The organism is Vibrio sp. YMD68, from assembly GCF_029958905.1.
Classification (GTDB): domain Bacteria; phylum Pseudomonadota; class Gammaproteobacteria; order Enterobacterales; family Vibrionaceae; genus Vibrio.
In genome coordinates, this window is sequence record NZ_CP124613.1 from 1,001,002 (window position 1) to 1,026,242 (window position 25,241).

The 25,241-nt window shown below is 42.3% G+C and carries 24 protein-coding genes; 11 read left to right on the forward strand and 13 right to left on the reverse strand.

Annotation, left to right across the window (positions count from 1 at the left end):
- Positions 1 to 107: 107 nt before the first annotated feature.
- The gene (locus QF117_RS04490; protein ID WP_282384923.1) at positions 108 to 1,121 is read left to right on the forward strand and encodes a D-alanine--D-alanine ligase; all 1,014 of its coding nucleotides are present in this window, start codon (positions 108 to 110) and stop codon (positions 1,119 to 1,121) included.
- Here QF117_RS04490 and QF117_RS04495 read toward each other — a convergent pair.
- Positions 1,105 to 2,064: a tyrosine-type recombinase/integrase gene (locus QF117_RS04495; RefSeq protein ID WP_282384926.1), complete on the reverse strand. Its 960-nt coding sequence runs from the start codon at positions 2,062 to 2,064 to the stop codon at positions 1,105 to 1,107. The genes QF117_RS04490 and QF117_RS04495 overlap by 17 nt on opposite strands.
- A 98-nt stretch (positions 2,065 to 2,162) precedes the next feature.
- Here QF117_RS04495 and QF117_RS04500 point away from each other — a divergent pair, with 98 nt between their 5' ends.
- The 3 genes from QF117_RS04500 to QF117_RS04510 all read left to right on the forward strand — a co-directional run bounded on the left by QF117_RS04500 (position 2,163) and on the right by QF117_RS04510 (position 3,364).
- Positions 2,163 to 2,537 (forward strand): DUF3319 domain-containing protein, encoded by a 375-nt coding sequence (locus QF117_RS04500; protein ID WP_282384929.1) that lies wholly within the window; start codon positions 2,163 to 2,165, stop codon positions 2,535 to 2,537.
- A 5-nt stretch (positions 2,538 to 2,542) separates the two neighbouring features.
- Positions 2,543 to 2,854, forward strand: a complete 312-nt coding sequence (gene yciH, locus QF117_RS04505) for a stress response translation initiation inhibitor YciH (protein WP_282384932.1) — start codon at positions 2,543 to 2,545, stop codon at positions 2,852 to 2,854.
- Between the two features lie 279 nt (positions 2,855 to 3,133).
- Entirely contained in the window at positions 3,134 to 3,364 is a 231-nt protein-coding gene (locus tag QF117_RS04510) for a hypothetical protein (protein ID WP_282384935.1), read from the forward strand.
- Between the two features lie 603 nt (positions 3,365 to 3,967).
- Here QF117_RS04510 and QF117_RS04515 read toward each other — a convergent pair.
- From QF117_RS04515 to QF117_RS04555, 9 genes are all read right to left on the reverse strand, one after another.
- The gene (locus QF117_RS04515; RefSeq protein WP_282384938.1) at positions 3,968 to 4,114 is read right to left on the reverse strand and encodes a YoaH family protein; all 147 of its coding nucleotides are present in this window, start codon (positions 4,112 to 4,114) and stop codon (positions 3,968 to 3,970) included.
- Positions 4,115 to 4,177: 63 nt separating this feature from the next.
- Positions 4,178 to 5,389, reverse strand: a complete 1,212-nt coding sequence (locus QF117_RS04520; RefSeq protein WP_282384940.1) for a conjugal transfer protein TraF — start codon at positions 5,387 to 5,389, stop codon at positions 4,178 to 4,180.
- 59 nt (positions 5,390 to 5,448) lie between these two features.
- Positions 5,449 to 6,321, reverse strand: a complete 873-nt coding sequence (locus QF117_RS04525) for a DUF2861 family protein (RefSeq protein ID WP_282386151.1) — start codon at positions 6,319 to 6,321, stop codon at positions 5,449 to 5,451.
- The gene (gene vxrB / locus QF117_RS04530) at positions 6,321 to 6,980 is read right to left on the reverse strand and encodes a response regulator transcription factor VxrB (protein ID WP_282384941.1); all 660 of its coding nucleotides are present in this window, start codon (positions 6,978 to 6,980) and stop codon (positions 6,321 to 6,323) included. Before vxrB ends, QF117_RS04525 begins: the two co-directional genes overlap by 1 nt.
- The gene (gene vxrA, locus QF117_RS04535; protein ID WP_282384942.1) at positions 6,955 to 8,409 is read right to left on the reverse strand and encodes a sensor histidine kinase VxrA; all 1,455 of its coding nucleotides are present in this window, start codon (positions 8,407 to 8,409) and stop codon (positions 6,955 to 6,957) included. Before vxrA ends, vxrB begins: the two co-directional genes overlap by 26 nt.
- A 156-nt stretch (positions 8,410 to 8,565) precedes the next feature.
- Positions 8,566 to 9,963, reverse strand: a complete 1,398-nt coding sequence (gene pntB / locus QF117_RS04540; protein ID WP_282384943.1) for a Re/Si-specific NAD(P)(+) transhydrogenase subunit beta — start codon at positions 9,961 to 9,963, stop codon at positions 8,566 to 8,568.
- 12 nt (positions 9,964 to 9,975) lie between these two features.
- A complete protein-coding gene (locus QF117_RS04545) occupies positions 9,976 to 11,529 on the reverse strand; it encodes a Re/Si-specific NAD(P)(+) transhydrogenase subunit alpha (protein ID WP_282384945.1) in 1,554 nt (517 codons plus the stop codon).
- A 286-nt stretch (positions 11,530 to 11,815) separates the two neighbouring features.
- Positions 11,816 to 12,100 (reverse strand): HlyU family transcriptional regulator, encoded by a 285-nt coding sequence (locus QF117_RS04550; RefSeq protein ID WP_282384947.1) that lies wholly within the window; start codon positions 12,098 to 12,100, stop codon positions 11,816 to 11,818.
- 12 nt (positions 12,101 to 12,112) lie between these two features.
- Positions 12,113 to 12,478 carry a late competence development ComFB family protein gene (locus QF117_RS04555; protein WP_282384948.1) on the reverse strand — a complete coding sequence of 122 codons (366 nt, stop codon included), beginning with the start codon at positions 12,476 to 12,478 and terminating at the stop codon, positions 12,113 to 12,115.
- Positions 12,479 to 12,712: 234 nt separating this feature from the next.
- Between QF117_RS04555 and QF117_RS04560 the strand changes: the two genes are divergently transcribed.
- Entirely contained in the window at positions 12,713 to 13,945 is a 1,233-nt protein-coding gene (locus QF117_RS04560; RefSeq protein ID WP_282384949.1) for a GGDEF domain-containing protein, read from the forward strand.
- Positions 13,946 to 14,058: 113 nt separating this feature from the next.
- Here the strand turns inward: QF117_RS04560 and QF117_RS04565 are convergent, their stop codons facing one another.
- Both QF117_RS04565 and QF117_RS04570 read right to left on the reverse strand, forming a co-directional pair.
- The gene (locus QF117_RS04565; RefSeq protein WP_282384950.1) at positions 14,059 to 15,051 is read right to left on the reverse strand and encodes a Solitary outer membrane autotransporter beta-barrel domain; all 993 of its coding nucleotides are present in this window, start codon (positions 15,049 to 15,051) and stop codon (positions 14,059 to 14,061) included.
- Between the two features lie 132 nt (positions 15,052 to 15,183).
- On the reverse strand, positions 15,184 to 16,149 hold the full coding sequence (locus tag QF117_RS04570; protein ID WP_282384951.1) for a diguanylate cyclase: 966 nt from the start codon (positions 16,147 to 16,149) through the stop codon (positions 15,184 to 15,186).
- Between the two features lie 134 nt (positions 16,150 to 16,283).
- Here QF117_RS04570 and QF117_RS04575 point away from each other — a divergent pair, with 134 nt between their 5' ends.
- Complete coding sequence (locus tag QF117_RS04575; RefSeq protein WP_282384952.1) at positions 16,284 to 16,724, forward strand: DUF3069 domain-containing protein; 441 nt, start codon at positions 16,284 to 16,286, stop codon at positions 16,722 to 16,724.
- Positions 16,725 to 16,816: 92 nt separating this feature from the next.
- On the opposite strand, the gene QF117_RS04580 is transcribed toward QF117_RS04575, so the two are convergent.
- Positions 16,817 to 18,277 (reverse strand): cobyric acid synthase, encoded by a 1,461-nt coding sequence (locus QF117_RS04580; protein WP_282384954.1) that lies wholly within the window; start codon positions 18,275 to 18,277, stop codon positions 16,817 to 16,819.
- A 166-nt stretch (positions 18,278 to 18,443) separates the two neighbouring features.
- Between QF117_RS04580 and QF117_RS04585 the strand changes: the two genes are divergently transcribed.
- The 5 genes from QF117_RS04585 (at position 18,444) to msrB (ending at position 25,079) form a co-directional block, all read left to right on the forward strand.
- Entirely contained in the window at positions 18,444 to 18,812 is a 369-nt protein-coding gene (locus tag QF117_RS04585) for a NirD/YgiW/YdeI family stress tolerance protein (RefSeq protein WP_282384956.1), read from the forward strand.
- Between the two features lie 107 nt (positions 18,813 to 18,919).
- Positions 18,920 to 19,444 (forward strand): hypothetical protein, encoded by a 525-nt coding sequence (locus tag QF117_RS04590; protein ID WP_282384957.1) that lies wholly within the window; start codon positions 18,920 to 18,922, stop codon positions 19,442 to 19,444.
- A gap of 234 nt (positions 19,445 to 19,678) precedes the next feature.
- Positions 19,679 to 21,580: a sensor domain-containing diguanylate cyclase gene (locus QF117_RS04595; RefSeq protein WP_282384958.1), complete on the forward strand. Its 1,902-nt coding sequence runs from the start codon at positions 19,679 to 19,681 to the stop codon at positions 21,578 to 21,580.
- A gap of 330 nt (positions 21,581 to 21,910) precedes the next feature.
- On the forward strand, positions 21,911 to 23,659 hold the full coding sequence (locus QF117_RS04600; RefSeq protein WP_282384959.1) for a formate--tetrahydrofolate ligase: 1,749 nt from the start codon (positions 21,911 to 21,913) through the stop codon (positions 23,657 to 23,659).
- A gap of 286 nt (positions 23,660 to 23,945) precedes the next feature.
- On the forward strand, positions 23,946 to 25,079 hold the full coding sequence (msrB, locus tag QF117_RS04605; RefSeq protein WP_282384961.1) for a peptide-methionine (R)-S-oxide reductase MsrB: 1,134 nt from the start codon (positions 23,946 to 23,948) through the stop codon (positions 25,077 to 25,079).
- Positions 25,080 to 25,241: the final 162 nt, after the last annotated feature.

Sequence of the window (25,241 nt, forward strand, 5' to 3'; positions counted from 1 at the left end):
ATCAAATGAACCAAAACCGCGTAATTTAATCTGGGTTACGCTATCGTTTTGGTTCATTTTCATTATGATGAAGACAAGAATTTTATAGCGTTATGGAAACTACGTTAATGACTCAAACAACCATCCTTCTACTGTGTGGCGGAGGCTCTTCTGAACATGAAGTGTCTTTAGTCTCGGCCAACTATCTGCAGCAGCAGCTATCTTTGACTCCAAACTTTGATGTGGTGCGCGTAGAAATACGTCAAGACGGTTGGTTTAATGAATCAGATAAACTCGTTTCTCTTGATACCAATACCGCTACGTTGAACAGTGAAGACAAAAATCTTCATATTGATTTTGTAATTCCTTGTATCCATGGTTTTCCAGGGGAAACAGGAGACATTCAATCGATGCTCGAGCTAGCTGAAATCCCATACCTCGGATGTGGACCAGAAGCGAGTACCAATAGCTTTAACAAGATTACCTCAAAGCTGTGGTATGACGCGCTTGGCATCAAAAATACACCTTATTTATTCTTGTCAGAGAATGATTCACACTCTTTAGAAAAAGCAGAGCAAGCACTAAGAGAATGGGGCAGTATTTTTATTAAAGCCGCTAGACAAGGCTCTTCTGTGGGATGTTACAAGGTAACTGAATCATCACAGCTTCAAGAGGCTATCGATGCCGCTTTCGGATATTCTGATCAAGTATTAGTAGAAAAAGCAGTAAAGCCAAGAGAACTTGAGGTCGCCGCTTACGAGTATGATGGCCAGCTATTCTTATCTCAGCCGGGTGAAGTTATCGCACCTTCCGATGCTTTTTATACCTATGAAGAAAAATACAGTGCAGACAGCCATTCTATTACCGAAATAGTCGCTGGTAACCTCACACAAACTCAGTTGAGCGCAATAGAAGTCAGTGCGAGAAAAGTCTTTACTCAAATGCGATTACGCCATTTATCTCGAATTGATTTTTTCTTAACTGAAGATGGTCACATTTATTTAAATGAGGTAAATACCTTCCCTGGAATGACGCCCATTTCTATGTTTCCTAAGATGCTAGCGAACAACGGTCACCAATTTCATAAGTTCCTCGAAAACTGCGTGAACACTTCTCTTGGGCAAGCTACTCCCAAGGCTTAATGATCTTATAAACTCGCTTTTCATCCTCTGCTGTTTGCTTTAGACCCATGTATTGATAAGGCATAGCAGGGGACAACCAACGACCAAACTCTTGAATGTCTTTGGCTTTTTTACCACGACTGGCCAAATGCTGAGCGGCTCCGACACGAGTTGATTGCCCTGAAAATTTAACGGAAAGATTTAACAGGTCACTCGCTGAGGCTAATACTCTGTAAATCGAAGAGTCATCCATTTGAGCACTGCTTACGTTACCATGTCGATCTATCGCACGAAACAAACAGAGATCCGGGTTATCACCTGCGACCGACAGCCACAATTTCAAAATGGAAGAACACCGGTGGCTAAGCTCATAACTGTGATCTTTGATTGATACAAGATAGTGATTTTCACATTCGGTGAGATCAGAAAAAGACAAGGATTTTAGATCCGAACGCTTTAAGGCACATTCAAACATCACGTAATAGATGGCTAGATCACGAACACTTTTAGGGCTCGGTGTTTCCGTCAATATTCTATCGAGTTCTTTAATGTGATTCAGGGTTAAGCCTTGTGCTTGCTTTGCATCCCCGAATTTTTCCATTCGATAACTCGCCAGTAATTGCCGAATCAAGCTATTAGAAACAGGGTCTGTATCATAGAGTAGCCGATGAACCAAAGATAGGGTGACCGCGTAACGTTTCAAGGTGGAAAACTTACGCTTTTTCGCCTCCCGCTCAATAAATAAGCGAACAACAGTGACAGAAGCGGGGAGTGAACTGACTTGCTTGATTTGACAGAATTCAGAGAAAAGATTCCAATCTTTGACCATCGCAAGTAAAGAGTTTCGAGAGTATACCCCATGGGTCAACATATCGAATTCCTCTAAGGTAACTTGAGACCCAAAAGTTGACCGCCAATCATTTAGTCGCCGTTTATCAGTAACCTGTGGGATCTTTTTTTGCATATCAGACACAGTAAATGAGAGATAATCGATAAATATACTTGATAAGCGAGCAGATACAATTATTATTTAAATAACTATCATAATAAGAATATTCGTTTATGGCTGTCACAATTTATAAAGGTTTTAACTTAAAGTCTGCCGATAACACCAGCGATATTTGGCAAGCTAAAATTAAGAACCACGTTTTGTCCGGTAGCTTAGCTGCGGTGAAGAAGAGTATCGATTGGTTTTGCGATACCGCTACAATAATCGATCCAAAAGAGTTCACTTCCGTTGGGCGAAAGCGTGAATCATCAGGCTCACCGCAAGCAGAAAACTTTAATGGCTATGCATTAAAAAACGATACGGGTGAGGCTAACGCCTGGTATTGTTTTTTCAACGGCAGACTCATTAAAGGCTCGAAAATTGCGATACAAAAGCATATTGAAGCGTATATAATTGCGAAACAAAAAGCCGAGCAACAGAGAAAATAGTCATTATGAGTCTAGTGTATTCAACCGACGTCGGACGTATCAAACCAGAAGAACAAGTTGTAGAAAGACCTAAAGGTGATGGTATTGTGCGCATTCAGCGACAAACCAAAGGTCGTAAAGGCAAAGGGGTTTGTATTGTTTCAGGGTTAGATCTAGCCGATGCCCAACTAAAGTTAGTTGCAGCCGAACTTAAAAAAGTATGCGGCTGCGGTGGCTCTGTTAAAGACGGAACCATTGAGATTCAAGGCGACGCTCGAGACAAGATTAAAGCTCATCTTGAAAAAAAAGGCCACACGGTAAAATTGGCCGGCGGCTAGAAAAGACAGCTTAAAGATAATAGCTGGCTTACATCGATAGATTGTATGCTAGCTATTATCTATTTTATGGTAAATAAGCGTTATGTTTAATGCCTCAATAGAGTAATGAGAGAGTCGGGTATAAGTATTGAACGAGCCCTATAGGCCTACATAAATAATTTAACATAAGATAGATAATACGCACCGAAAGTATCAGAGCAATTTAGTAATGTCCGGTTTGAGCCAACTGAAAATGTCCTCCTAAGCTTACCTATATTGGTCTGCTTAGGAGTTATCCGGATGCTTATTACTATGAGTGAAAAAGATATTCATCGATTCAAGGTGCTTACTGACGTACGTGAAAAACGACTACGCCAAGTTGATGCTGCTATCATTTTGAATCTGTCTGCGCGTCATATCCGACGTTTGGTGAACAAACTTGTCTCTCTGGCGCTCAAAGTCTTACACACGCAGCGCGTGGACGCCCCAGTAATCGACGCTACTCAGAACATTTCAGAATTGAAATACTGAAACGTATTCGTGAGCATTACTCTGACTTCTCACCAACGTTCGCTCTGGAAAAACTGACTGAACTACATAATCTATCCGTCTCTAAAGAAACACTCCGTCAATGGATGATCGCCGACGGACTGTGGCTTCCACATTCACAACGCAAACCTCGGGCCTATCAGCCTCGTTACCGCCGTGATTGCTTGGGTGAACTTATCCAAATTGACGGCTCCCATCATGGCAGGTTTGAAGGTTCACACTTCACCAATCAGTGACGGCGTAACTATACTTATAGCTAACCACCGTTATTCTAGGCTCTTTTTGACTGCATTCTGTTACGGTGTCTAGTTGAAGAATATAAAGCTAGTGCATTCATTCTTCACGTCGTGCCATTAATAAACAAACGCCTTACTTTTATTTCGACCACATAGACAGCACATAAATCTAACCCAAGACATTGAATAGTATAGATAATAATAAATTGCCATCACGAGATACTCCCGATTTCATGTTATATCAAATGTGTGATATCTATATATTCCGGTTAAAGTCATACGAGTCGCGGTATCTTGAATCTAAAATATTTAGTTATAGTGCACCAAGATATAAAGCATTAGGAAATCCCTATTGCTTTTCGCTGTGCTCTTTTCTAATTTGCTCAGCGACCAACTTTATCGCTTGTCCGGTACTCATACCTGTCTGCATCAGTTCTTGGATTTTCTCTACAGCCTTTTGCTGCTCTTCGTGGGTTAATGAAAGATCGTCAAACATAAAAAAGCTCCTCTATAATGAGGAGCTGACTATATACGTTAATGATGACTAGAGATAGCGATATTAGTAGCTACCAAGGAAGTTTAAGTAAACACCCATAGAATTTTCATTGGTATAGCTTGCACCGATGTCCATTTGAAATAAGTTGAGTGGGGATATACCGATACCAGCCGTCACCGTGTCGTCACTATCCTCATACGCAAGGTTACGCTTGTACCCTGCCCTGAGTTTTAATTGACGCATAATATCAATCTCGCCCCCTACCCTTAACCACTGAGTATTATCGTCGAATCCGGTGAAACGTTCGTCTTCGTTCAAATCATAATCAACACTGATGGTAGCGTAATCGCCAACAAGCCCCGCGCCAACGGTGTACTGAGGTCGTAATTGATACGCATAGCTCAATGTTTCCGCAGGCCTAACTTGTGTCGGATCTATTTGAGATGTAATCGCGCTCTTTGTTAGCTCTTTGGTCTGAATATCTCTTGATACTAGATTGGTTGCTGTAAAACCTATTCTAAGAGGTCCATGGAACCAAAGAAAACCGGCATCCATGTTAAACATGGTTTCGCTGGTACCATTATCTGCGATATCCGTAATATCGTAGTTGTCCAGATCGGCTGAATAAACGTAAGTATAGATTCTCTGTAATTTGGGGCTAATACCGAATGCAATGTGCTGGCCTAAAAACGTTTGATACTTGGCAAGAGAGATGCCAACTTCTGCAACGCCTATTCCTACTGCGTTGACAGAACTTAGCTCAGCATTAATTGCCGTGTTGATATCAGCTTGCGGTAGTGCAGAATTAGCTTCAGTATATATATCAGGCGAAGCAAAAGACTCGGTATAAGCTTTTGCAAAGACATTAGCAGCGATGTATTGATTAGGAATAGCAAAAGCAACAACGCCACCCAGCTCTAACTTAGCTTGGTCTCCGTTCAAACTATCAAGACTTGACTGAAGATTAGCAATATTAGAGTAATCACCTGAACTCGCTTCGTTGATAAGCCCAGCGACCAGATCAAGATCATCAACCATGTTGTCTTCGTCACTGTAAGATAAGCCTATGCTTGGAATGAGCATTCCAACGTCATCGTTTCTGCGATAGATTGCTGTTAATGCAGGGTTATAAAATGGAGCGGTGAGAAAGTTTGCCGAAACAACCCCTACGCCACCCATCGCATCACCACGGGCTTCAATTGCATAATTAGCAGCACTCGCAGAGGCACTGGCAAGAGCGATAGACAAAGTCAAAAATCTAAGATTATTTTTCATAATATTATAAACTGTTATTCCCTTAGGGTTTATAACGACTTATTGTCTATGAACTTTAACTATTCCTCTACAGAAACATCATATGTTTTACTGATTATTTGAGATTGTTCGATTAATACAGGGCCTTGCCACCTTTGATTCGTCATCGATACAGCCAATACATATCTTTCTGGTTCGATGCTTCTAGGTTCAAATGACGTCGGAAAGTCAGATTCATAGCTTCGACTCCAAACTTCATTATAGCTTCCATCAACATAATCGTAGAGAGCCACCGTCAACTCAGGAAGCGGACAGTTTTCATTGAGCAACGCATTTTTCTCTATGCTCCATTGATCTTTAGATTGCCACCTTACGACTTGTTTCGCTTTAGTGTGAACAAAGACGATCCATGAACTCCAGGTTTCCTGATCGACGGCGGTCACATCCAGTCGATAGAGTCCTGGTGGAATTCGGCTATTGAGGTTGTAACGTTTTTGGTAGACCGTTTTTTTATCAGAGTTAGATTCTATGGACGCAAATTCACTATCTGTTGAGATGGGTTTATCTACCCAACGGTTAAATACGATATTCTCTATTTCTTTCTTTGATTCAATAGAGACCGTGACATTGTACATGTCTCGACCTGGGCTCTGAATATTGGTTCTACGTACCGATGCAGATGCTAACCACTCGGGTAGACGTTTATTATCGAGCCCTTTACCACAATCAACGTCAAGTGAGTGGATAAGCAGCCGATTCAAATGTTCTTCAATAGAGGTACTTGAATTCTGTTGATGAACCTTAACGATTGAACCAAACATGGAATCGAGATCATCTTCTAGCAAATACTGATGCGCTTGAGTTAACGAGGTATTCTCCTCAAACCACCCCACATCGTTCGCCGCCAGAGGAAAGCAAACAACCAATAAAGCAACAAACGGTAAAGGCTTCATCACGCTTTCATCTTGTAGCCAACACCACGTAGGGTTTCGATTTCTAACCCTGATAGCTTTTGACGAAGTTGCAGCACGTGCGTATCAACGGTTCTTGTTGTAGGAAAGTGGTTGTAACCCCAAACATGATCGAGTAGCTCATCTCTTGTAAATACTCGACCTAGGTTGCTTGCTAAGAAAAGTAACAGATCGAATTCGGTACGAGTTAAGGTAATGGATTCGCCATGATAAAAAACTTCGCGCGTTGCTTTATCGATCGTTAAATTCGGCGTGGTGACTTTTGAATCATCAACCTCTTCTGATTCAGGCAGCCTAAGTTGGGCACGAATACGAGCAAACAACTCTGCTTCTGCAAATGGTTTGGTGAGGTAATCGTTAGCCCCCGAATCCAAACCTGCAACTTTATCTTTGATCGTCACAAGTGCGGTTAATAATATGACAGGTACATCTTTAAGCTTCTTCCAGCTCTGAAGGTGCTCTACGGAATCACCATCGGGCAATTGGCGATCTAAAATGACGAGATCGACCTTTTCCCAGTGCTGTGCCACGCTAGCAATTGTCTCTGCATGTAAACATTCATATCCTGCTTGCTCAAGGCTTACTAATAAACCGTCAGCTAAGTTCTTATCATCTTCAACGAGTAGCAGTGTCTGTTTCACAGGGGATCTCCAAAATAAAAGTAGTAGGTGGCCCAACGAGTGTCATCTTTCCACCCATTCGACTGACCATAGATTCAACAATTGTGAGGCCCAATCCCAGGCCTGACTTGCTTACAAACGGTTTTCTTAAGCTACGCCAATCTCGGTGTGAAAGTTCACCTTGATCAATCACTTTGATCGTTAGACGATCCGCAGCAGTCGTCACATCAATCAGTATTGGGGCGACTCCATATTTAAGTGCGTTACGTATTAAATTATCAATGCAGTTACTTAGCCAGTAAACATTCAGTTTCGCGGCGATATCTTTATTGATAGCGAATTGAATCTCGCCTTTAAATTCGTCCGCTACTTTATACTCTAACCATTCTGAAACAGATGGTACCCATTCTGTGTTCAGGGGTTTGTTATCGGATTGTAAATAATCTTTACTTGCTTCGGCTAATTGCCGTAATCTTCGCGAATCTTCACATAATCGTCTAAATTCATCGTATACACTTTCCGGCAAATGCTCAAATTCTCGCCTAAACCCTTCCACTGTGAGTGACAAGCTCGCGATAGGAGTCCTCAGTTCGTGGGTCAGTATCTGAAGAACTAACATCCGGCTTTTCATTTCTTGTCGTTTGGAATTCCAGCGATAAGCCGACCACCCGGCAACGAGCAAGATATTCGCAAAAACCAGGGCTATCATTGAAATACGGAGGATATCGGAATGATCTTCGATATCCCAACACATATTCCCCCGCTGCACAAAACATGTGGAACTTTCACTCGACAGCGCAAAACTTAGTTCAGCTTTACTGACATTCGATTGCCAATGATTGGCACCAAAAATGTAGTATATGTCTCCCTGTTTTAGCCACAGTTCATCTTTCTCGATAAACATTTTTGCACCACTGATCAATGCGGTAATGCTGCCTTGATTCATCCGTTGTAATCGGCCCAATAGAGTATTTGGGGGAGACAATGGCCTTTCTTGAATGTGCATGAACATTTCTAAAAGCTGTTTGGTTTCAGGGTATTTTGCAACCCAGCGATACGCGTAAGAACCGCCACCTGGGTGGATAAGACCGCTACGAGCAAACCAACGGACTGAAAGATTGGTTTCTTTGCATATTGCTCTTGTGAATACTAGCGGTTCGGTGATAAGTGGGCTAAGAGGTAGTTTACCCGTACACGATTGAGATAATCGATACAGTCGCTGAATATCTTGCAGTGGATATTCTGCCGTTCTGGGAAGTAAGGAATCTGGCGTGATTAGCTTTGTCGGATACTCCGCCTGAATAACTCGGATATCATAAGAAGTTATGGCATCTTCGAAGTTAAAGTAACTGATGAAGTTATCAATTCTCTCAGGTAATGAATTGGCAAGTACATTAGTCGACGTAAATGCTGAAATGAGAACCAAGAATTGGAATGCGCGTTTAATCAAATTAGATAATCGAAAGTATTTACGTTTAAGAACTATAAAACATTCTTACATAAATATACATATCGATTGTAATATCAACGTCAAGAATGAAAACAAAAAGCCAGCTTAATGGGTTCACCTCATTAGAGCTGGCTTTATGATTAAAACATCAAAATACTATAATGCTTTAGAAATCGCATCCACGCTTTCTTTTGCATCTCCGAATAACATTTGAGTGTTTTCTTTAAAGAACAATGGGTTTTGTACGCCAGCATAGCCAGGGTTCATCGAACGTTTAAATACAATCACATTCTGTGCATTCCATACTTCAAGTACTGGCATCCCCGCGATTGGGCTCGATGGATCATCGAGCGCCGCTGGGTTTACTGTGTCGTTTGCGCCTATCACAAGAACCGTATCCGTTGAGCTCAAATCATCGTTGATTTCGTCCATTTCAAGCACGATATCATAAGGCACTTTTGCTTCAGCCAGTAGTACGTTCATGTGACCCGGTAAACGACCTGCAACAGGGTGAATAGCAAAACGTACATTTACGCCTAGAGCGCGTAGCTTTTCTGTTATTTCATACACAGGGTACTGAGCCTGGGCAACCGCCATTCCGTAACCTGGAGTGATAACCACAGAAGAAGAGTTTTTCAGCATATCAGCCACGTCTTCAGCGTTAATTTCACGGTGCTCACCGTAATCTTCATCGCTGTTACTTGAGCTGACTTCTTGCCCAAAACCACCCGCAATTACACTGATAAACGATCGGTTCATTGCTTTACACATGATGTAAGACAGAATCGCACCTGACGAGCCGACCAATGCACCAGTCACAATAAGAAGATCGTTGGCTAGCATGAAACCTGCTGCTGCTGCTGCCCAACCTGAATATGAATTCAGCATTGAAACAACAACCGGCATGTCTGCTCCACCAATGGATGCGACTAAATGACAACCAAAAGCGAACGCAATCAATGTCATCAGAAGCAATGCAAACATACTTCCATCAGCTTTCACGAAGTAAATCATAAGCAGTAAAGACGCGACGATAGCAACTAAGTTTAGTTTGTGCTTGTGTGGAAGATTCAGTGCCGAAGAATCAATGATGCCGCGTAATTTCCCGAACGCTACCAATGAACCGGTAAAAGTAACAGCACCGATAAACACACCGAGGAAAACTTCAACTAAGTGGATAACATGCTCGGCATGAATATCAGCCGGGTCGATTGAAATAACGGCTGGCGGATCAATGTAGCTGTTAAAACCAACCAATACTGCTGCCATACCAACAAAGCTGTGCAGTATCGCGACGAGCTCTGGCATTTCAGTCATTTCAACTTTCTTGGCGTAATGAATACCGATAGCGCCACCGATAACCATAGCGAGAAGTATCCAAGCAAGCCCTTCTGTATTTGGACCAAAAATAGTGGCAACCAACGCAATTGCCATACCGGTAATACCGTAGTAGTTACCTGCACGAGCCGATTCTTGCTTGGAAAGACCAGCAAGGCTCATGATGAAAAAGATTGCAGCAACAATATAAGCCGCTTGTACTAATCCTGCAGACATTTGTTACTCCCTTTAGTCTTTACGAAACATTTCAAGCATACGTTTAGTAACGGTAAAGCCACCAAAAATATTGATACTTGCAATGAGTACGGCGATAAACGATAAGAAAGTTACAACGCCACTTCCTTGACCAATTTGTAATAACGCACCAACGACGATGATGCCTGAGATCGCATTTGTGACTGACATTAACGGCGTATGTAGAGAATGAGAAACATTCCATACAACGTAGTATCCGACAATACATGCAAGAATGAAGACGGTGAAATGCGCAAGGAAAGCAGCAGGGGCAACAGAAGCGACCCAACCAAAAGCCGCAAGACCGATACCTAATCCAATCACCTTCTTAATTGGTGACGTCGGTTCTTCGACTTTCGCTTCCGACTTAACTGTCTCTTTTTGTTTTACTTGAGGCTGAGCTGAAACTTGAATAGGCGGTGCAGGCCAAGTCACTTCGCCTTCTTTAATGACGGTAACGCCACGGAGGACAACATCTTCAAAATCTATGTTGATGGTACCGTCTTTTTCTTTACACAACAGTTTCAGTAAGTTGACGATGTTCGTCGCGTACAGCTGAGAAGATTGTGTCGGCAAGCGGCCTACCATATCGGTATAACCTACAACCTTAACACCGTTAGCTGTTGTTACGACTTGATCGGCAACGGTGTACTCACAGTTCCCACCATTAGCCGCAGCGAGATCGACAATCACCGACCCTGCTTTCATGCTATCAACCATCTCTTTGGTGATCAGCTTCGGTGCAGGCCTACCAGGAATAAGCGCCGTGGTGATAATGATATCAACATCTTTAGCCTGAGCTGCATACAGTTCTTCGGCTTTCTTGTTGAATTCATCAGACATTTCTTTTGCATAGCCGTCACCAGCACTGGTGTCTTCTTCGAAGTCAACTTCTAAGAAATCAGCGCCCATTGATTGCACTTGTTCTTTAACTTCAGGGCGCACATCAAATGCACGAACAATCGCTCCAAGGCTACCCGCGGCACCAATAGCCGCTAAACCTGCGACCCCTGCACCAGCAACAAGCACTTTAGCAGGCGGAACTTTACCCGCTGCAGTGATTTGACCTGTGAAGAATCGTCCAAATTGGTGAGCCGCTTCAACGACAGCGCGATAACCCGCTATGTTGGCCATTGATGACAAAGCATCAAGTGCCTGTGCTCTGGATATACGTGGTACAGCATCCATCGCCATAACATTAATGTTTCTGCTCGAAAGCTGTTCCATTAATAGAGGGTTTTGTGCAGGCCAAATAAAGCTAATTAAGCTTGCGCCATCTTTAAACTGTGAAATTTCGTCGATGCTGCTCTCTGCGTCGACAATCGGCGCATTGACTTTGAGAATTAGGTCGGCTTGCCAAACATCATCTTTAGACGTCACTTTTGCGCCGGCTTGTTCATAAGCAGAATCATCAAAACTGGCTAAACTGCCTGCTCCGGTTTCGATCGAGACCTCAAAACCAAGTTTAATCAACTGCTCTACCGATTTCGGTGATGCAGCGACTCGCGTTTCTCCCGCGAGAATTTCTTTAGGTACACCAATTTGCATAGTTTGTCCTTGACTATTGGCACAATGATTAGGATCTTTTATCTAACGGCTGATGCAGTTGCAAGCGTTTTGTAATAAAAATACTAAAAACACCACATCAGACCAAAATATTTCATTAATACTGCGACTAATGGTGAAAAAAAACAACAACTCCATCAGTAAGCAGAGGTCATACCAGGCAAACAAAAGACCATAGTAAACAGGAATTTATGTGGATTAAAAAAAGAGTCGTAAGCATAACGGCTTACGACTCGGATATTTATGATTTTTGTCAAATTGATAACAGCTAAGAAAAAATGTTATCGCCCATTTGGTCAATGAACATTTGTGACTTCTTAAGCATCAATTCGTTTGCATCTTCTTTGTTAGACAAGACATCAGAGCGAATAAATCGATGTGACAGAACTTCATCATTGATTTGTTTGGTAATTCGTCCTGCAATTCGATACTGTCCCGATTCAGCAAGGGGTTCTTGATAGATCATAAAGCCCTTATACTCGATTGGTATCACCTCTTCCGCGATACCTTCATTAGATTTGCCAAACCCAAACAGCCGAGAAAATAGTCCCACTTATTAAACCTCTTATTTTTTACTTTGGATGAGTGGCTTTTCGAACCACTCCAATTCAACATCATCGTCAAACCGCGGTGAACTAAACATCACTGGAACATCATCTGCTCTCGCTTGTCGACGATCTTGTAATATCATAGAAACAGCATTGACGATTGCCGTCTCTGTGTACTCTTTCAACACAATAAGCCTTGCTTCCGGAAGTGCGGAAAGAAAATCGATATCATGCCGTATATAAACAGGCCTTAACTGACTTAGCGCCAAACAAGCTATATCAGCCAGTTGTTCATGGTCAAAATTATCCGTATATTCGTCGTTGCTAAGCACATGTCCAACTAGAGTTTCCATGTAATTATGAACATCAACACTGATCTGCATTCTTAACTCCTCAGTCAAACACATATGATCTTACAATTTGATTCTTATAGAAATAACTTAGCTTAACCACCGAACAACAACAAGTTTTTGGCCATGAAGATGATACAATAATACGATGTAAATTAACCTAATGCCCATAAGTCTAGCAAAAAGCTTGGCAAATCAATAAATCACAGTATCCTAGTACGGTCTTTTGAAGAAATTCAACATTAACTATCGGTATCCTGCTTTATAATGTCTCCATCCATCGTCGCGTCAAATTGGTTTAGGGTCTCTTTCCCTCTTTTTATTATTGCTGCATTGTGGCTCGGCATGACTAACGTTATCACCGTTACTCAGGGCAATCTTGATATCGCGGTGAATTTACCCATTGTTCTGTTTCTTGCTGCGTTAATCTTAGGCCACAGCTTTAACCAAAGTCGCTGTGCGATGGTAGCGATTACGATGCTGTTAAGCTATTGGATTATCCAGCACCGACTTCAATCTTCTTTAAGTACGGGGACAACTTTACTTGAGTTGTCTTTATTAGCCTTCTTACTGCCCGTAGCCTCGCTTCTTACCTACGCATTTAAAGACTCTAACCTGACCAGCAAAAGCTTTATCATTTTTGTCTTTATCAATATCATGCTTCTCGCTTGGTCTTATTTAACCATTACGCATTTTGGTATCGACAGTATAGGCTACTTTCGCGAAGGCCTGCTGTTTGCTATTCCACAAATCTCTAGCCTTCCTTTTGTTCTCGTACTGTATCTTTGTGCATTAACCGGTATCACGGCGATTCTAGTGCTTAAGAACAACCGTATTGCTGACGTTGTTTCTTACTCTTCCATCATTACGGCCAGCGTGACATTCATTTGTTTTGATATCCCCTACATTTCTAGCACTATGTTCAGTTTAGCTGGGCTACTGCTGTTAATTTACCTCATATCAGCCAGTCATGAGCTCGCATTTAACGATGGGCTAACGGGCATTCCTGGCCGACACGCTCTAGAGTCTGACCTAAAACAATTAGGCAGAAAGTACAGCATTGCCATGCTAGACGTTGACCATTTCAAAGCGTTCAATGACACTTACGGCCATGACACTGGCGACGATGTTCTAAAGCTTGTCGCGGCTCGTTTATCGCTGATAGGTGGAAAAGCAAAAGTCTATCGATACGGTGGTGAGGAATTTACAGCGGTCTTTAAAGGGCGGTATGCGAAAGAGGTTCTGGAATATTTAGAGCTAGTACGCGAAGACATTGCCAACTATGAAATGGCCTTAAGAGATGTGGCGAGTCGACCAAAGAATAAGAAAATGGGCGCCACTCAACGTGGAAAAAATCAAAACTCAGAAACGGTCAATATCACGATTAGTATTGGTGTAGCTGATTCGTCGTCTGAGAGAAAACCGCAGAATGTGATTAAGCAAGCCGACAAAGCACTCTATAAAGCCAAGCAAACCGGAAGAAATAAAGTGTCTTGTTAATTCGATCACGCTTTAGTTGTAACTGTAGTTGTAACTGTAACTGTAACTGTAACTGTAACTGTAACTGTAACTGTAACTGTAACTGTAACTGTAACTGTAACTGTAGTTAATCGCTAGTCTTGGTTAAAAAACAACACGATGCTTCCGCCCTTCAAGGCACTGCCGTAATTAAAATTCAGACCGATCCCTACGTTATCAACCCACTCTGTATCAAACGGTGGCGTCATTAACCATCCGATAGAAGCCTCATAGTAATAATCAGTCCCTAATGGTTGTTTGATATCAGAACCCAGATCGATACGACGAAAACTGCTGTATACAGACTGGACGGCCTTACCCCATCGGTCAAAGTTGTAGATAGATTGGATGCCATTTGCAACGTACCAGCCTTCTGTGTTGCCAATTTGGCCTTGATTTGCCTCTCCCCATCCGTGTCCATAAAAGTAGTGCCAGTTAGAATACACTGTCCAACTTCCCCATGGCTTGTCATGTTCATATTTAAAGTTGACCGTCGGCTCATAAATCAATGACCAAGCCGATGTATTAACATAACGCCCATCAAGTATTTCTTTGACTGCGACCAACTTGTCACTTCTATATTCGAAACTATTTTTATATTGCATCAAGTGAACAGCAAACGACGGCTCTATGCTCCATTGAGCAGTGATATAGTACTGGTATTGATAACCCACATAACCTGCAATCATTCGATCTTTATTTACGTCTGAGGTGGTGACTCCATCAATTGTAATGTTTTTTTCAGACACTAAACCTGACAAACGAAACATCAAAGATTGCTTATGCTTATCTTCTTGATTGGAGAGATCTAACGTATAAGGTAGGGTCGTTACCTGAATTCGATTTCGAAGACTGATTGACTCCTCGGTACCGATATCTTCATTACCTAAATGAAACAAATCATTTGGGTCAAAATCGTGAATACCAAAAGTAAATACGTCGTTGTCCATCAAAATAACCGCTGCGGCAAAGTTCTGCTCTAATTGACCTCTATAGGCCTCACTAATACTTTGCGATGCGCGTACGGGAATGACAAATGAAATAGCCAAGGGGATCGCCAGCTGTACAGCTAATCGGAAACAACTCAATATATCGCCTTCGAATATACCTAATGAATAAGCATCATAATGATGTATTTATGCTATGAGAATCAACATCTATCATATCAATGAGACTGACATCCGACGAACATCATGCTCACTATTCGCCAGTAGGATCCGCTAAAACTCAGTAGGATCTGCTAAAGCATAAGTATTACGGCCCTGATGTTTCGCGGCGTAAAGCGCCTCATCTGCCTTCGAATAAATATCATTGATGGACTCATGCCCATTGGGTACCGTGGTATAAATACCCTGTGAGACAGTCACAACACCAAAGTCATCGTTATACTCATGAGGATAAGCCAGTTCCGACAGTGCGTTTTTTATCCGCTTTGCAGCACTTAACGCCTTGTCTTGACCTGTATGACTAAGCAGTATGGCAAACTCTTCTCCACCATATCGACCAACATACTCAGCACTCCGAGAAAACAGTTCCTTGGTCAACGTTGCAATCGCTATTAAACATTTATCACCTTGAATATGGCCATAATTATCATTAAATAACTTGAAGCGATCGACATCGATAAGTATCAGTGTTAGAGGGAACTTATGACGACCATGCCAGCTGATCATATCCTTAAGTTTTTCATCGATAAAGCGGCGATTGTATAGTGAGGTTAATCCATCTTCATTGACTTGATGTTGCAGCGCCTGGTTGAGTTCTTGCAGTTTAATCGATGCACGCTTTAATTCTCGTCTCATCTGAGCTATACGCTGCATTGCTATTAGCTTTGAGTTTAAAACAAGCTTATCGACCGGTTTAATTAAGTAGTCATCCCCCCCCGCATCGATGGCTTTGGCGATCATACTGGGTTCTTCATGACTGCTTAAAAAGATGATCGGTATCCAATCGGGGTATAAGCGTCGAATTTCTTGAGACAACTCAAAACCATTCATCTCAGGCATCGTAATATCGAGCAAAATCAATTCTGGATCGAACTTTAAATAGATTGATAACGCTTCTTTTCCACTCGATACTGCTTCAACATGGTGACCCAGTTGTTTAAGACGAATTGCCAGTTGCATTCGATCCATCTGAACGTCATCAACAAGGAGTATTCGCATTGAGGAGCCATTAATTGTCATATATTCTCCCTAAAAAAGCGTTAATTAGTTTTATAGCACTTCAAATCAAATGTTTCACTAGTTATTTAAGTCTAGCTTATTGACTTTTTATCATAAGTTTTTAGCATAACCTTTTTACCCTAAGAGATATTGTCATGACTGACGAAAAACAAACAGAACAGCCAAAAGTGGATTTAGCAACGATTTCAGCGGAACTAAAACAGGTCATTGAATTTGACCAAGTTCCTGAAGCTATGCACTTTATGGTGACGTCGATTCATGAAGTTTCTGAAGAAGCAGTAAGAGAAGCATGGAACTCTTTACCGGCAAGTGCGCAAAACGTTCTCGATAATTTTGAACAATTCCACGCGTTAATTTCTGTAAGCCAAGCATTTGCGGGCGTTAATGTTATGGAAGAGTTTCCAACATTAGATTTACCGAAAGATATGACAGACGAAGATAAAGAAGAGTACCGCACACAATTACTTGATCAAGTTCTGCATAACTGCGTTAAAGACATGGTAAAACAAATTAAGAAAGCTCGCCGAGATGCGATTCTAAAGAAAGACTTTAGAGAAGTGTTTATTAAACAATAATCTCTCATCTTTTGATTTAGCCGCGTTGTTCTAACCGCGGCTTTTTTGTGGGTTATTTTTATCGATTAAGCGGGCTCTGGTGCATACCGTACTTAGTTAAGATCAGGCCATAAAACATTGAGGTCTACATTCTCCTCAATTGCATCCGCGATACGGTTAATGGCCGATTCGTTCATTGCAATATGATCAACTGGCTCAATATCAGACACTCCGACCCAATTAAAAATCAACGACGTCACTTCTGGTCCATTAAATATGCCATGCAAGTATGTACCGAAGATTTGATTGCATGAAGAAACCATTCCATCCCACACCCCGCCATTCAGTTGTATCGGTTGTCTCCCTGACACTTCAGTTTGACCAACATGTATTTCGTACCCACTGACGGGTTGCTCCTCACCATTTAAGGTCATCACCCCAGTTACATTAGTCAGCGTCTTTTGTTGGGTTAACTGAGTATTAATCGGCAATAGTGATAACCCATCACTTTCACCCGCTGTCCCCTCAACACCGAATGGATCACTGATTGTTTCCCCGAGTATTTGATAACCACCACAAATGCCAATCACTTTGCCACCAAGGCGGATATGACGCTTAATATCATTATCCCACCCCTGACTTTTCAAATATTCAAGATCACTTCTTACCGATTTTGTGCCAGGAATGATAATAAGGTCAGCGCCCGTCAAGCGCTCGCCTTTACCGACATAGCGAAGATTTACATCAGGATTCAACCTCAATGCATCGAAATCAGTATGGTTACTTATTCTCGTCAACACCGGAACAATCACATTCAGTTTAGTGCTGCTTCCCTGAACCTGGGCTGTGTTAATGGCATCTTCGGCCTCTAGGTTGAAACCATGTAAATACGGCAATACCCCCAACACCGGTTTTTGTGTTTTCTCTTCTAACCAATCCAAGCCAGACTGCAACAACGCAATATCTCCTCGAAAGCGGTTAATCACAAAGCCTTTCACTCGGTTTTGTTCACTTTTTGACAATAGGGCTAGTGTGCCGTAAAGATGAGCAAACACACCACCCCGATCAATATCAGCGACTATGATAACGGGAATATCCGCTTCTTCAGCAAACCCCATATTAGCGATATCATTTTCACGTAAATTAACCTCAGCAGGGCTGCCAGCCCCCTCAATCACAATGCTCTGATATTGGTCCGACAAACGGCCATAGGAGTCCATTACCGTGTTCATCGCAACCGCTTTGTAATCGTGATAACCAACCGCGTCCATATCATCTATGGCTTTACCTTGTAGTATGACCTGCGCGCCCGTATCCGAGCAGGGCTTAAGCAGCACTGGGTTCATATGTACACTTGGTTTTATATTACAAGCTTGAGCTTGAACGGCTTGAGCCCTTCCTATTTCACCACCTTCTTCGGTCACCGCACTATTTAGTGCCATGTTCTGTGGCTTGAATGGCGCGACCGAGATACCACGTCTTGCCAATACACGGCATAATCCTGCCACCAGCACACTTTTACCCGCATCCGATGTAGTGCCCTGTACCATAATTGATTCTAACGTTGTTTTCATACTGTCTTTAGAGTTAAGTCATTTCTTTCATCATAACGGTTTGCGATACGATTACTCAATAGAATGAATCGATTATGAATATGCCACTCAGGTAGTGTTCAGTCCGACTGTCGTTAAATAGACTCGATGACACAGTGTCTCATTATGAATGAATCGAGGGAATATTATGAACAAGCATCTTATGGTTGCCACTATCGCAGGTACACTCGCCTTAACATCGTTACCTAGCTTCGCACACAGCAAAGAGAAAGGACCCATCCACTATTCTGGGCCAGTAGAAGTCACCACCATCGAGGCCATTAACGCCAACACAAAAACATTTTCTGATAACGATGTCATCATTGAAGGCACTCTAACAAAGCAACTGGCTGCCGACCAATTTATGTTTAATGATGGAACAGGTGAAATTCTAATCGACCTTGACGATATCAACATTCAAAGCCCAATTGATCAAACAACACGAGTTCGACTCTTTGGCGAATACGAAGGCGGGTCGAAGCCTGAGATAGAAGTGGATCATTTAATCCTTCTATAATCTAAACGACTAAAGAACGTATTTTTATATATTTATGGCCTGTTTATTGCAGGCTTTTTCCGTATCGTCAAAAAATCATCTGCATATTCTATGACTACGGAGCAGTTATGTTAAAAACACTTTCAAAAATTGGCCTTGTTGCGCTTACTTTTGTTTTGTCCCCTTTTGTACAAGCGAACAATTTCAGTTACAACTACTTTGAATTTAGAAGTGGTTTCGGACCACAGACCATTGGTGGTGAAGTCAGCATGATGTTAATGGAAAATGCACACTTTGTGGGTCGCGTAGATTCACAGTTTGATAACGATTGGGATGCTGCTGTTGGCGTCGGTTTTAACGGACCAATCGGCGCATTTGCAGACATTTACGGCCAAATACTGCTTCATCATGTTAACTTTGTTGATAGCTCAAGCTCTAGTTCAGAATTCCAACCAGAATTTAATCTAGGCGGCCGTGTTTGGTTGGCCAATCAAATCGAAGTATTAGGACGAATTGGTTTACACGATGAACGTTCTGTTTTTCATGCCGGCGTCAATTTTCATTCCACTGAAGCGCTTGTTCTTTTTGCTGGCGCACGTAATGACGGCGTGTACGGTCCTCAATTTTCAATTGCCGCACGTTTTAATTACTAGTCAGGCTCAAGACAGGCACCTAAACTTTACAAATAAGCATTATAGGCATTAATTAGATTCGGACGAAGTTCTGTTTAATTAATGCCTGTCACATTCCACTACTCGCCATTTCAAAGTTACACATCACAAAAATCTATATTACCCCTTCTGCATATAATGCAATATGCGTATCAAATCACAAAACTATTGCCTCGCTTAGTTATCATGGCGTTATGTTAGTGATGATTTGTGACTATGACCGTTAAACCCACGTTTTCAATACTTCAATTTTTTCTCATCTTTATCATTTTGAGTATGGTGCCTACCCTGTTCTTTATCAGTGAATGGCAGCGTATTGAACAACGATCCCTGTCTCTCGTAGAACAAGAAACTCGCGCTCAGTTGGAGTTTAGCCAACGTTCATTACAATCGACTATTATCGATATTGAAGCGACTATCGAACTTCTTTCGAGTAATAGCTTGTTGTATTCCGCAGTGCTTGAAAACAACGAAAGTAATTACGATGCCGTGGAAGATCTTTGGATCTTGATTGCTCGATCTAAAGGCTACTTTTCTAAATTGCGGTTTCTGAGCAATACGGGCCAAGAGCAAATTCGTGTTAACAGCGTAGCTAACTACGTCGAAGTTGTATCTGACGAGTTTTTACAAAATAAAGCACACCGAGACTATTTCAAGTACGCAACCACGCTAAAAACCAACCAATCTGGCCGCTTTGGTATTGATGTTGAATACGATAACCATAAGATTGTCACCCCCATTACTCCTGCTTTGCGAATAATCATACCCGTTGATATTAACTTTAAGCGTTACGGTTATTTTATCGCCAATTTAGATTTCAACGCGATTTATGATTCACTCAATTATGGTTCTGGTATTCAAGCGAAACCAGACCTAATTAATTCCAATGGATTCTATCTACAAAGCCAAACATTTAGCCAAATCCTTGGGGATGTTATTGCTGATCATAAGGGATATAACCTCAATCAATTGCTTCCAAAAGTGTGGGAAAGTGCTCAGTCTGGCGAAGAAGGAAATGTATTTGATGCGGGATCATGGTGGTCATACGCCAAAGTAAACGTTTCAAAAGACGTATTAGGTGAAGACCTATACCTTGTGCTCAATGTTCCTGATCAAAAAATCAATCAACAAATTGAGAGTGAATACAAACAAATCTCATTTCTCGCCATTGCTGTTTATATCATTACCCTGCTGCTCTCTTTCGTTTTTTGCGCATGGAATGTACGTCATAAGAAACACTCGATTGAAAGCCAAATTGCCAGAGTCGCGATGAATGGCATGTCTGCGGTTCTCATCTCCGACAAAAACAATCGCATCCTTTCAGTCAACAAAGAATTCACACGCTTGAGTGGCTATACACTGGAGGAGGTAAAAGGTAAGAGCCCTTCTATTTTTACATCCGGCAAGCACCAACAAGAATTTTATATGCAGATGTGGAAACAGTTGTTAGCGGATGGAATGTGGGAAGGAGAAGTCACGAATAGGCGCAAAGATGGCTCTCTTATTACTGAAATTCTCAGAATCCAAACTGTTACGGACAATGAGGGGAAGGTTATTTTCTACGTAGGTTCGTTCGTCGATATCACCCAACGTAAGATACTTGAAAATCGCCTCAGGGATCTTAGTGAAAAAGACGCGCTCAGTGGCCTTTGGAACCGACGTAAATTTGATAAGCAAATCCGAAGAGAAGCAAGACGATCGCGCCGTTACCCAGACAAATATCAATCCTGCATCGCGATCATTGATATCGACAATTTTAAACGTATCAACGACGAACTTGGCCACTCTGAAGGCGACAAAGTCATCAAGTCTGTGTCGAGCATCATTTTAGATCAGATTAGAGAAACCGATTTCCTTGCTCGAATAGGCGGCGAAGAGTTTGGTCTAATCATGCCACACACGCCTCTAGCAGAAGCTGAGATAGTACTAAACAGGCTAAGAACGGCTATTTACCTGCACCATGAGCATTCTGTCTCGGTCAGTGGAGGAGTCAGCAACGTTGATTCAAGTATCGAAAACTCTTATCAACGCGCAGACATCGCATTATATGAAGCGAAAAGCTCTGGTAAAAACTGCATTTCAATGATGACGAGCCAAGAAGCGCACGAAATTGCTTAGTGTTTTAGAAATGCAGTAGCCTATCATTAATGACGCACAATCAATCTCAACATTTGTTTACAGGAATGCAACGATCAAACAGTTAATTTGTACCAATGACCAATTTTTCAGACTCCATTCGGTTTCAATTTCCGCTCAACAATAGATGCCGTTAATCAATTCCGTTCACCACTAACGCTTTCTTGATAAATACATCGATAACCCTAAATAATCCCTGATATAATCACAACATATGATTAGGTAAAATAGCACTTTACAAAGCACATATTAACGCTATTATCATCACGCAAACGTTTACCTCGCTTTAATTACTCCCTGCATGAGGATTTTATGCTGTCTGATATCGAAATTTGTCGCCATTCTGAACTCCAACCAATTACGACGGTAGCCGCCTCAATGGGTCTCCTAGAAGACGAGTTTCAATCCCTGGGTAAATACAAAGCAAAAGTTTCCCTTTCGAGCTTAAAACGGCTAAACAATTCTGCCTCTGGCAAGCTTGTTGTCGTGACCGCAATCACTCCAACCCCACTCGGTGAAGGTAAGACAGTCACAACGATCGGTCTCTCTCAAGGGTTGAAGCAACTGAACCGATCGGTAGTCGCTTGTATCCGTCAGCCCTCGATGGGGCCTGTCTTTGGCGTTAAAGGTGGCGCTGCTGGTGGCGGTTATTCTCAAGTTGCCCCTATGGATGAACTCAATCTTCACCTCACTGGTGACATTCATGCGGTTACTGCCGCACACAACCTCGCTGCTGCTGCCATAGATGCTCGTATCTATCATGAACAACGTAATGGCTATAGTGACTTTGAGAGCCGAACGGGGCTAAAAGCGTTAAAAATTGATTCTAAAAATGTGGTTTGGAAACGCGTTCTAGACCATAACGACCGAGCGTTGCGTATGGTGACCGTAGGGATCAACGAAACCAACAAAACCATCAACGGGTTCGAACGTGAGGATGGGTTCGATATTTCTGCAGCTTCAGAGCTTATGGCTATCCTTGCGTTAGCTTCTAGCCTCAGCGATTTACGAGCCCGTATCGGCCGAATTGTTGTCGCCTACAACATTTATGGTGACCCTGTCACAACAGAGGACTTACAAGTTGCTGGTGCTATGGCGGTAAGCATGAAAGATGCCATAGAGCCTACTCTAATGCAGACGTTGGAAGGGGTTCCTACGCTTATCCATGCTGGCCCTTTTGCGAACATCGCGCATGGTAACTCATCCATTATCGCAGACAACATTGCCAACAAGCTAGCCGAATTCACGGTAACTGAAGGCGGTTTCGGTTCAGACATGGGATTTGAAAAAGCGTGCAATATCAAAGCACAAGAATCCGGTAAGGCCCCCGACTGTGCAGTAATCGTCGCGACATTAAGAGGGCTTAAAGCAAACTCTGGGCATTATGATCTTAAACCCGGGCAAAGTATTCCGAGCTCCATCTTTCATGCGGATTCAGATGCGCTTATTGCCGGTTTTGACAATCTCAAATGGCATATCAATAACGTTAACAAATACGGTGTTCCAGCGGTTGTTGCCATTAACCGGTTCCCTCAAGACTGTGATGATGAGTTACATCAACTCAAATCGATGATCGAATCTTTGCCCAATAATGTGGAAGTCGAGATAAGTGAAGGCTTTTCAGAGGGAGGGAAAGGAACCCTCGCGCTCGCACGCAAAGTGGTTCAGCAATGTAATGTGAATGTCGATTTCACTCCATTATATCGCCGTGAACAAACACTTGAAGAAAAACTCATGGCGGTCGCAGAATGTGGCTACGGCGCTAAGGGGATCACCATGAGCTATAAAGCGACTCAGCAACTCGCTCAGTTTAAAAAAGATGGTTACGACCACTTGGCCGTTTGTCTGGCTAAGTCACCTCTTTCGATCTCCACCGATGGTTCAATCAAAGGCGCACCCGTCGGTTTTGATGTGCCTATCCGAGAGTTGAAGCTTTGTGCTGGCGCCGGCTTTGTCTACGCGCTGTGCGGCAATGTGATGACAATGCCTGGTCTACCCGATAGACCTGCATTTATGAACTTAGATTTAGACGACGACGGAAACATTACTGGACTGAGTTAACCTCTAGCGTGGCACAGCTTTTTCGCTGCAACCACTGGGTTTATCACTCTATGATTAGACGACATAGCTCAAGCTCCCTAACTCAAACTCCCTAGCTCAAACTCCCTACGTCAAAAGCGAGACGGTTTCGTTTCGCTTTTTCTTTATCTCGATTTTTAATTTTATTTCACTGGTTCTATTCTGTTTGGTTTATTTCATTATCTAATCGGCTATGTGGAATTTATTACGTGAAATTTATTTGCGAGTAAGCCGTTCTCTTTTAAAGTAACTAATTAGAGGGAATATTATGCTTAAGCAATCTCGTTATACACTCATACTTGCTGCTTTTGGGCTACTGGCCATCTCGGCTCTTTTTCCCGTGCAGTCATCGTCAGAGATGCAACCCGCAGGTAAAGTCGATGTCGCGACATTAGCAGGGGGATGTTTTTGGTGTACCGAATCCGACCTAGAGGCTTTAGATGGGGTCATCGACGTTGTGTCTGGTTATGCCGGGGGCAAACTTGAAAACCCAACCTACAAACAAGTCTCTTCTGGTAAAACAGACCACATCGAGGTGATATCGGTATCGTTTGATCCAGATCGGGTTAGCTACGAAGCGGTCTTAGACCAGTTGTTGCGACATATCGACCCCACCGATGACAAGGGTTCGTTTGTCGATAGAGGGCCACATTATCGCCCTGCTATCTTCTTCCATAACACAGAGCAGCAAAACATTGCGACAGCGTTTTTAGCAGAAGTGGATGCACTGGGTGTCTTTGGTAAACCGCTCAAAGTCGAACTGATTGAGTTTGAGTCATTTTGGCCAGCAGAGGATTATCACCAAGACTATTACAAGCGCAATAAAGTGCGTTATAAATATTACCGCTACAACTCTGGTCGCGACCAGTATTTGGACAAAATCTTCGGTGATGAACGTGTCGACTCTCCGGTCACTCTTAGAGAGATGATTGACGCTAAAACGCGTCTAGACAATGTTAAAGCGTACAGTAAACCTAGCGACGCTGAAATAAAGCAGCGTCTGACAGAGATTCAATATTACGTCACACAAAAAGACGGGACAGAACGCGCATTTGACAATGAATATTGGAATAATAAACAGGCTGGTATCTATGTGGATGTTGTCACAGGCGAACCGTTATTTTCGTCAACAGACAAATACAAATCAGGAACAGGTTGGCCGAGTTTTACCAAGCCCATTAATGCGGCCTACATAGAAGAGCATACTGACCATAAACTGTTTTATCCAAGGACTGAAGTGAGAAGCCGGTTTGGCGACTCACATTTAGGTCATGTGTTCAAAGACGGTCCAGCACCAACAGGGCTACGATACTGCATGAACTCTGCCGCCCTTCGCTTCATTCCTGTTGAAAACATGACTAATGAAGGTTACGAGGAGTATTTGACTCTATTTAATGGATAGTATGGTTTGACTGACGCTTAATCTGATTGAAACTTGATCTGATCAAAAAGCAGACACAAAAAAGCCGATCTGAGGGTAACAGATCGGCTTGCTGTTGGTACGTAATCGTCAATCATGCACAGTCTATTAAATACACTGTTTATTAAATGCACTTTCTATCAT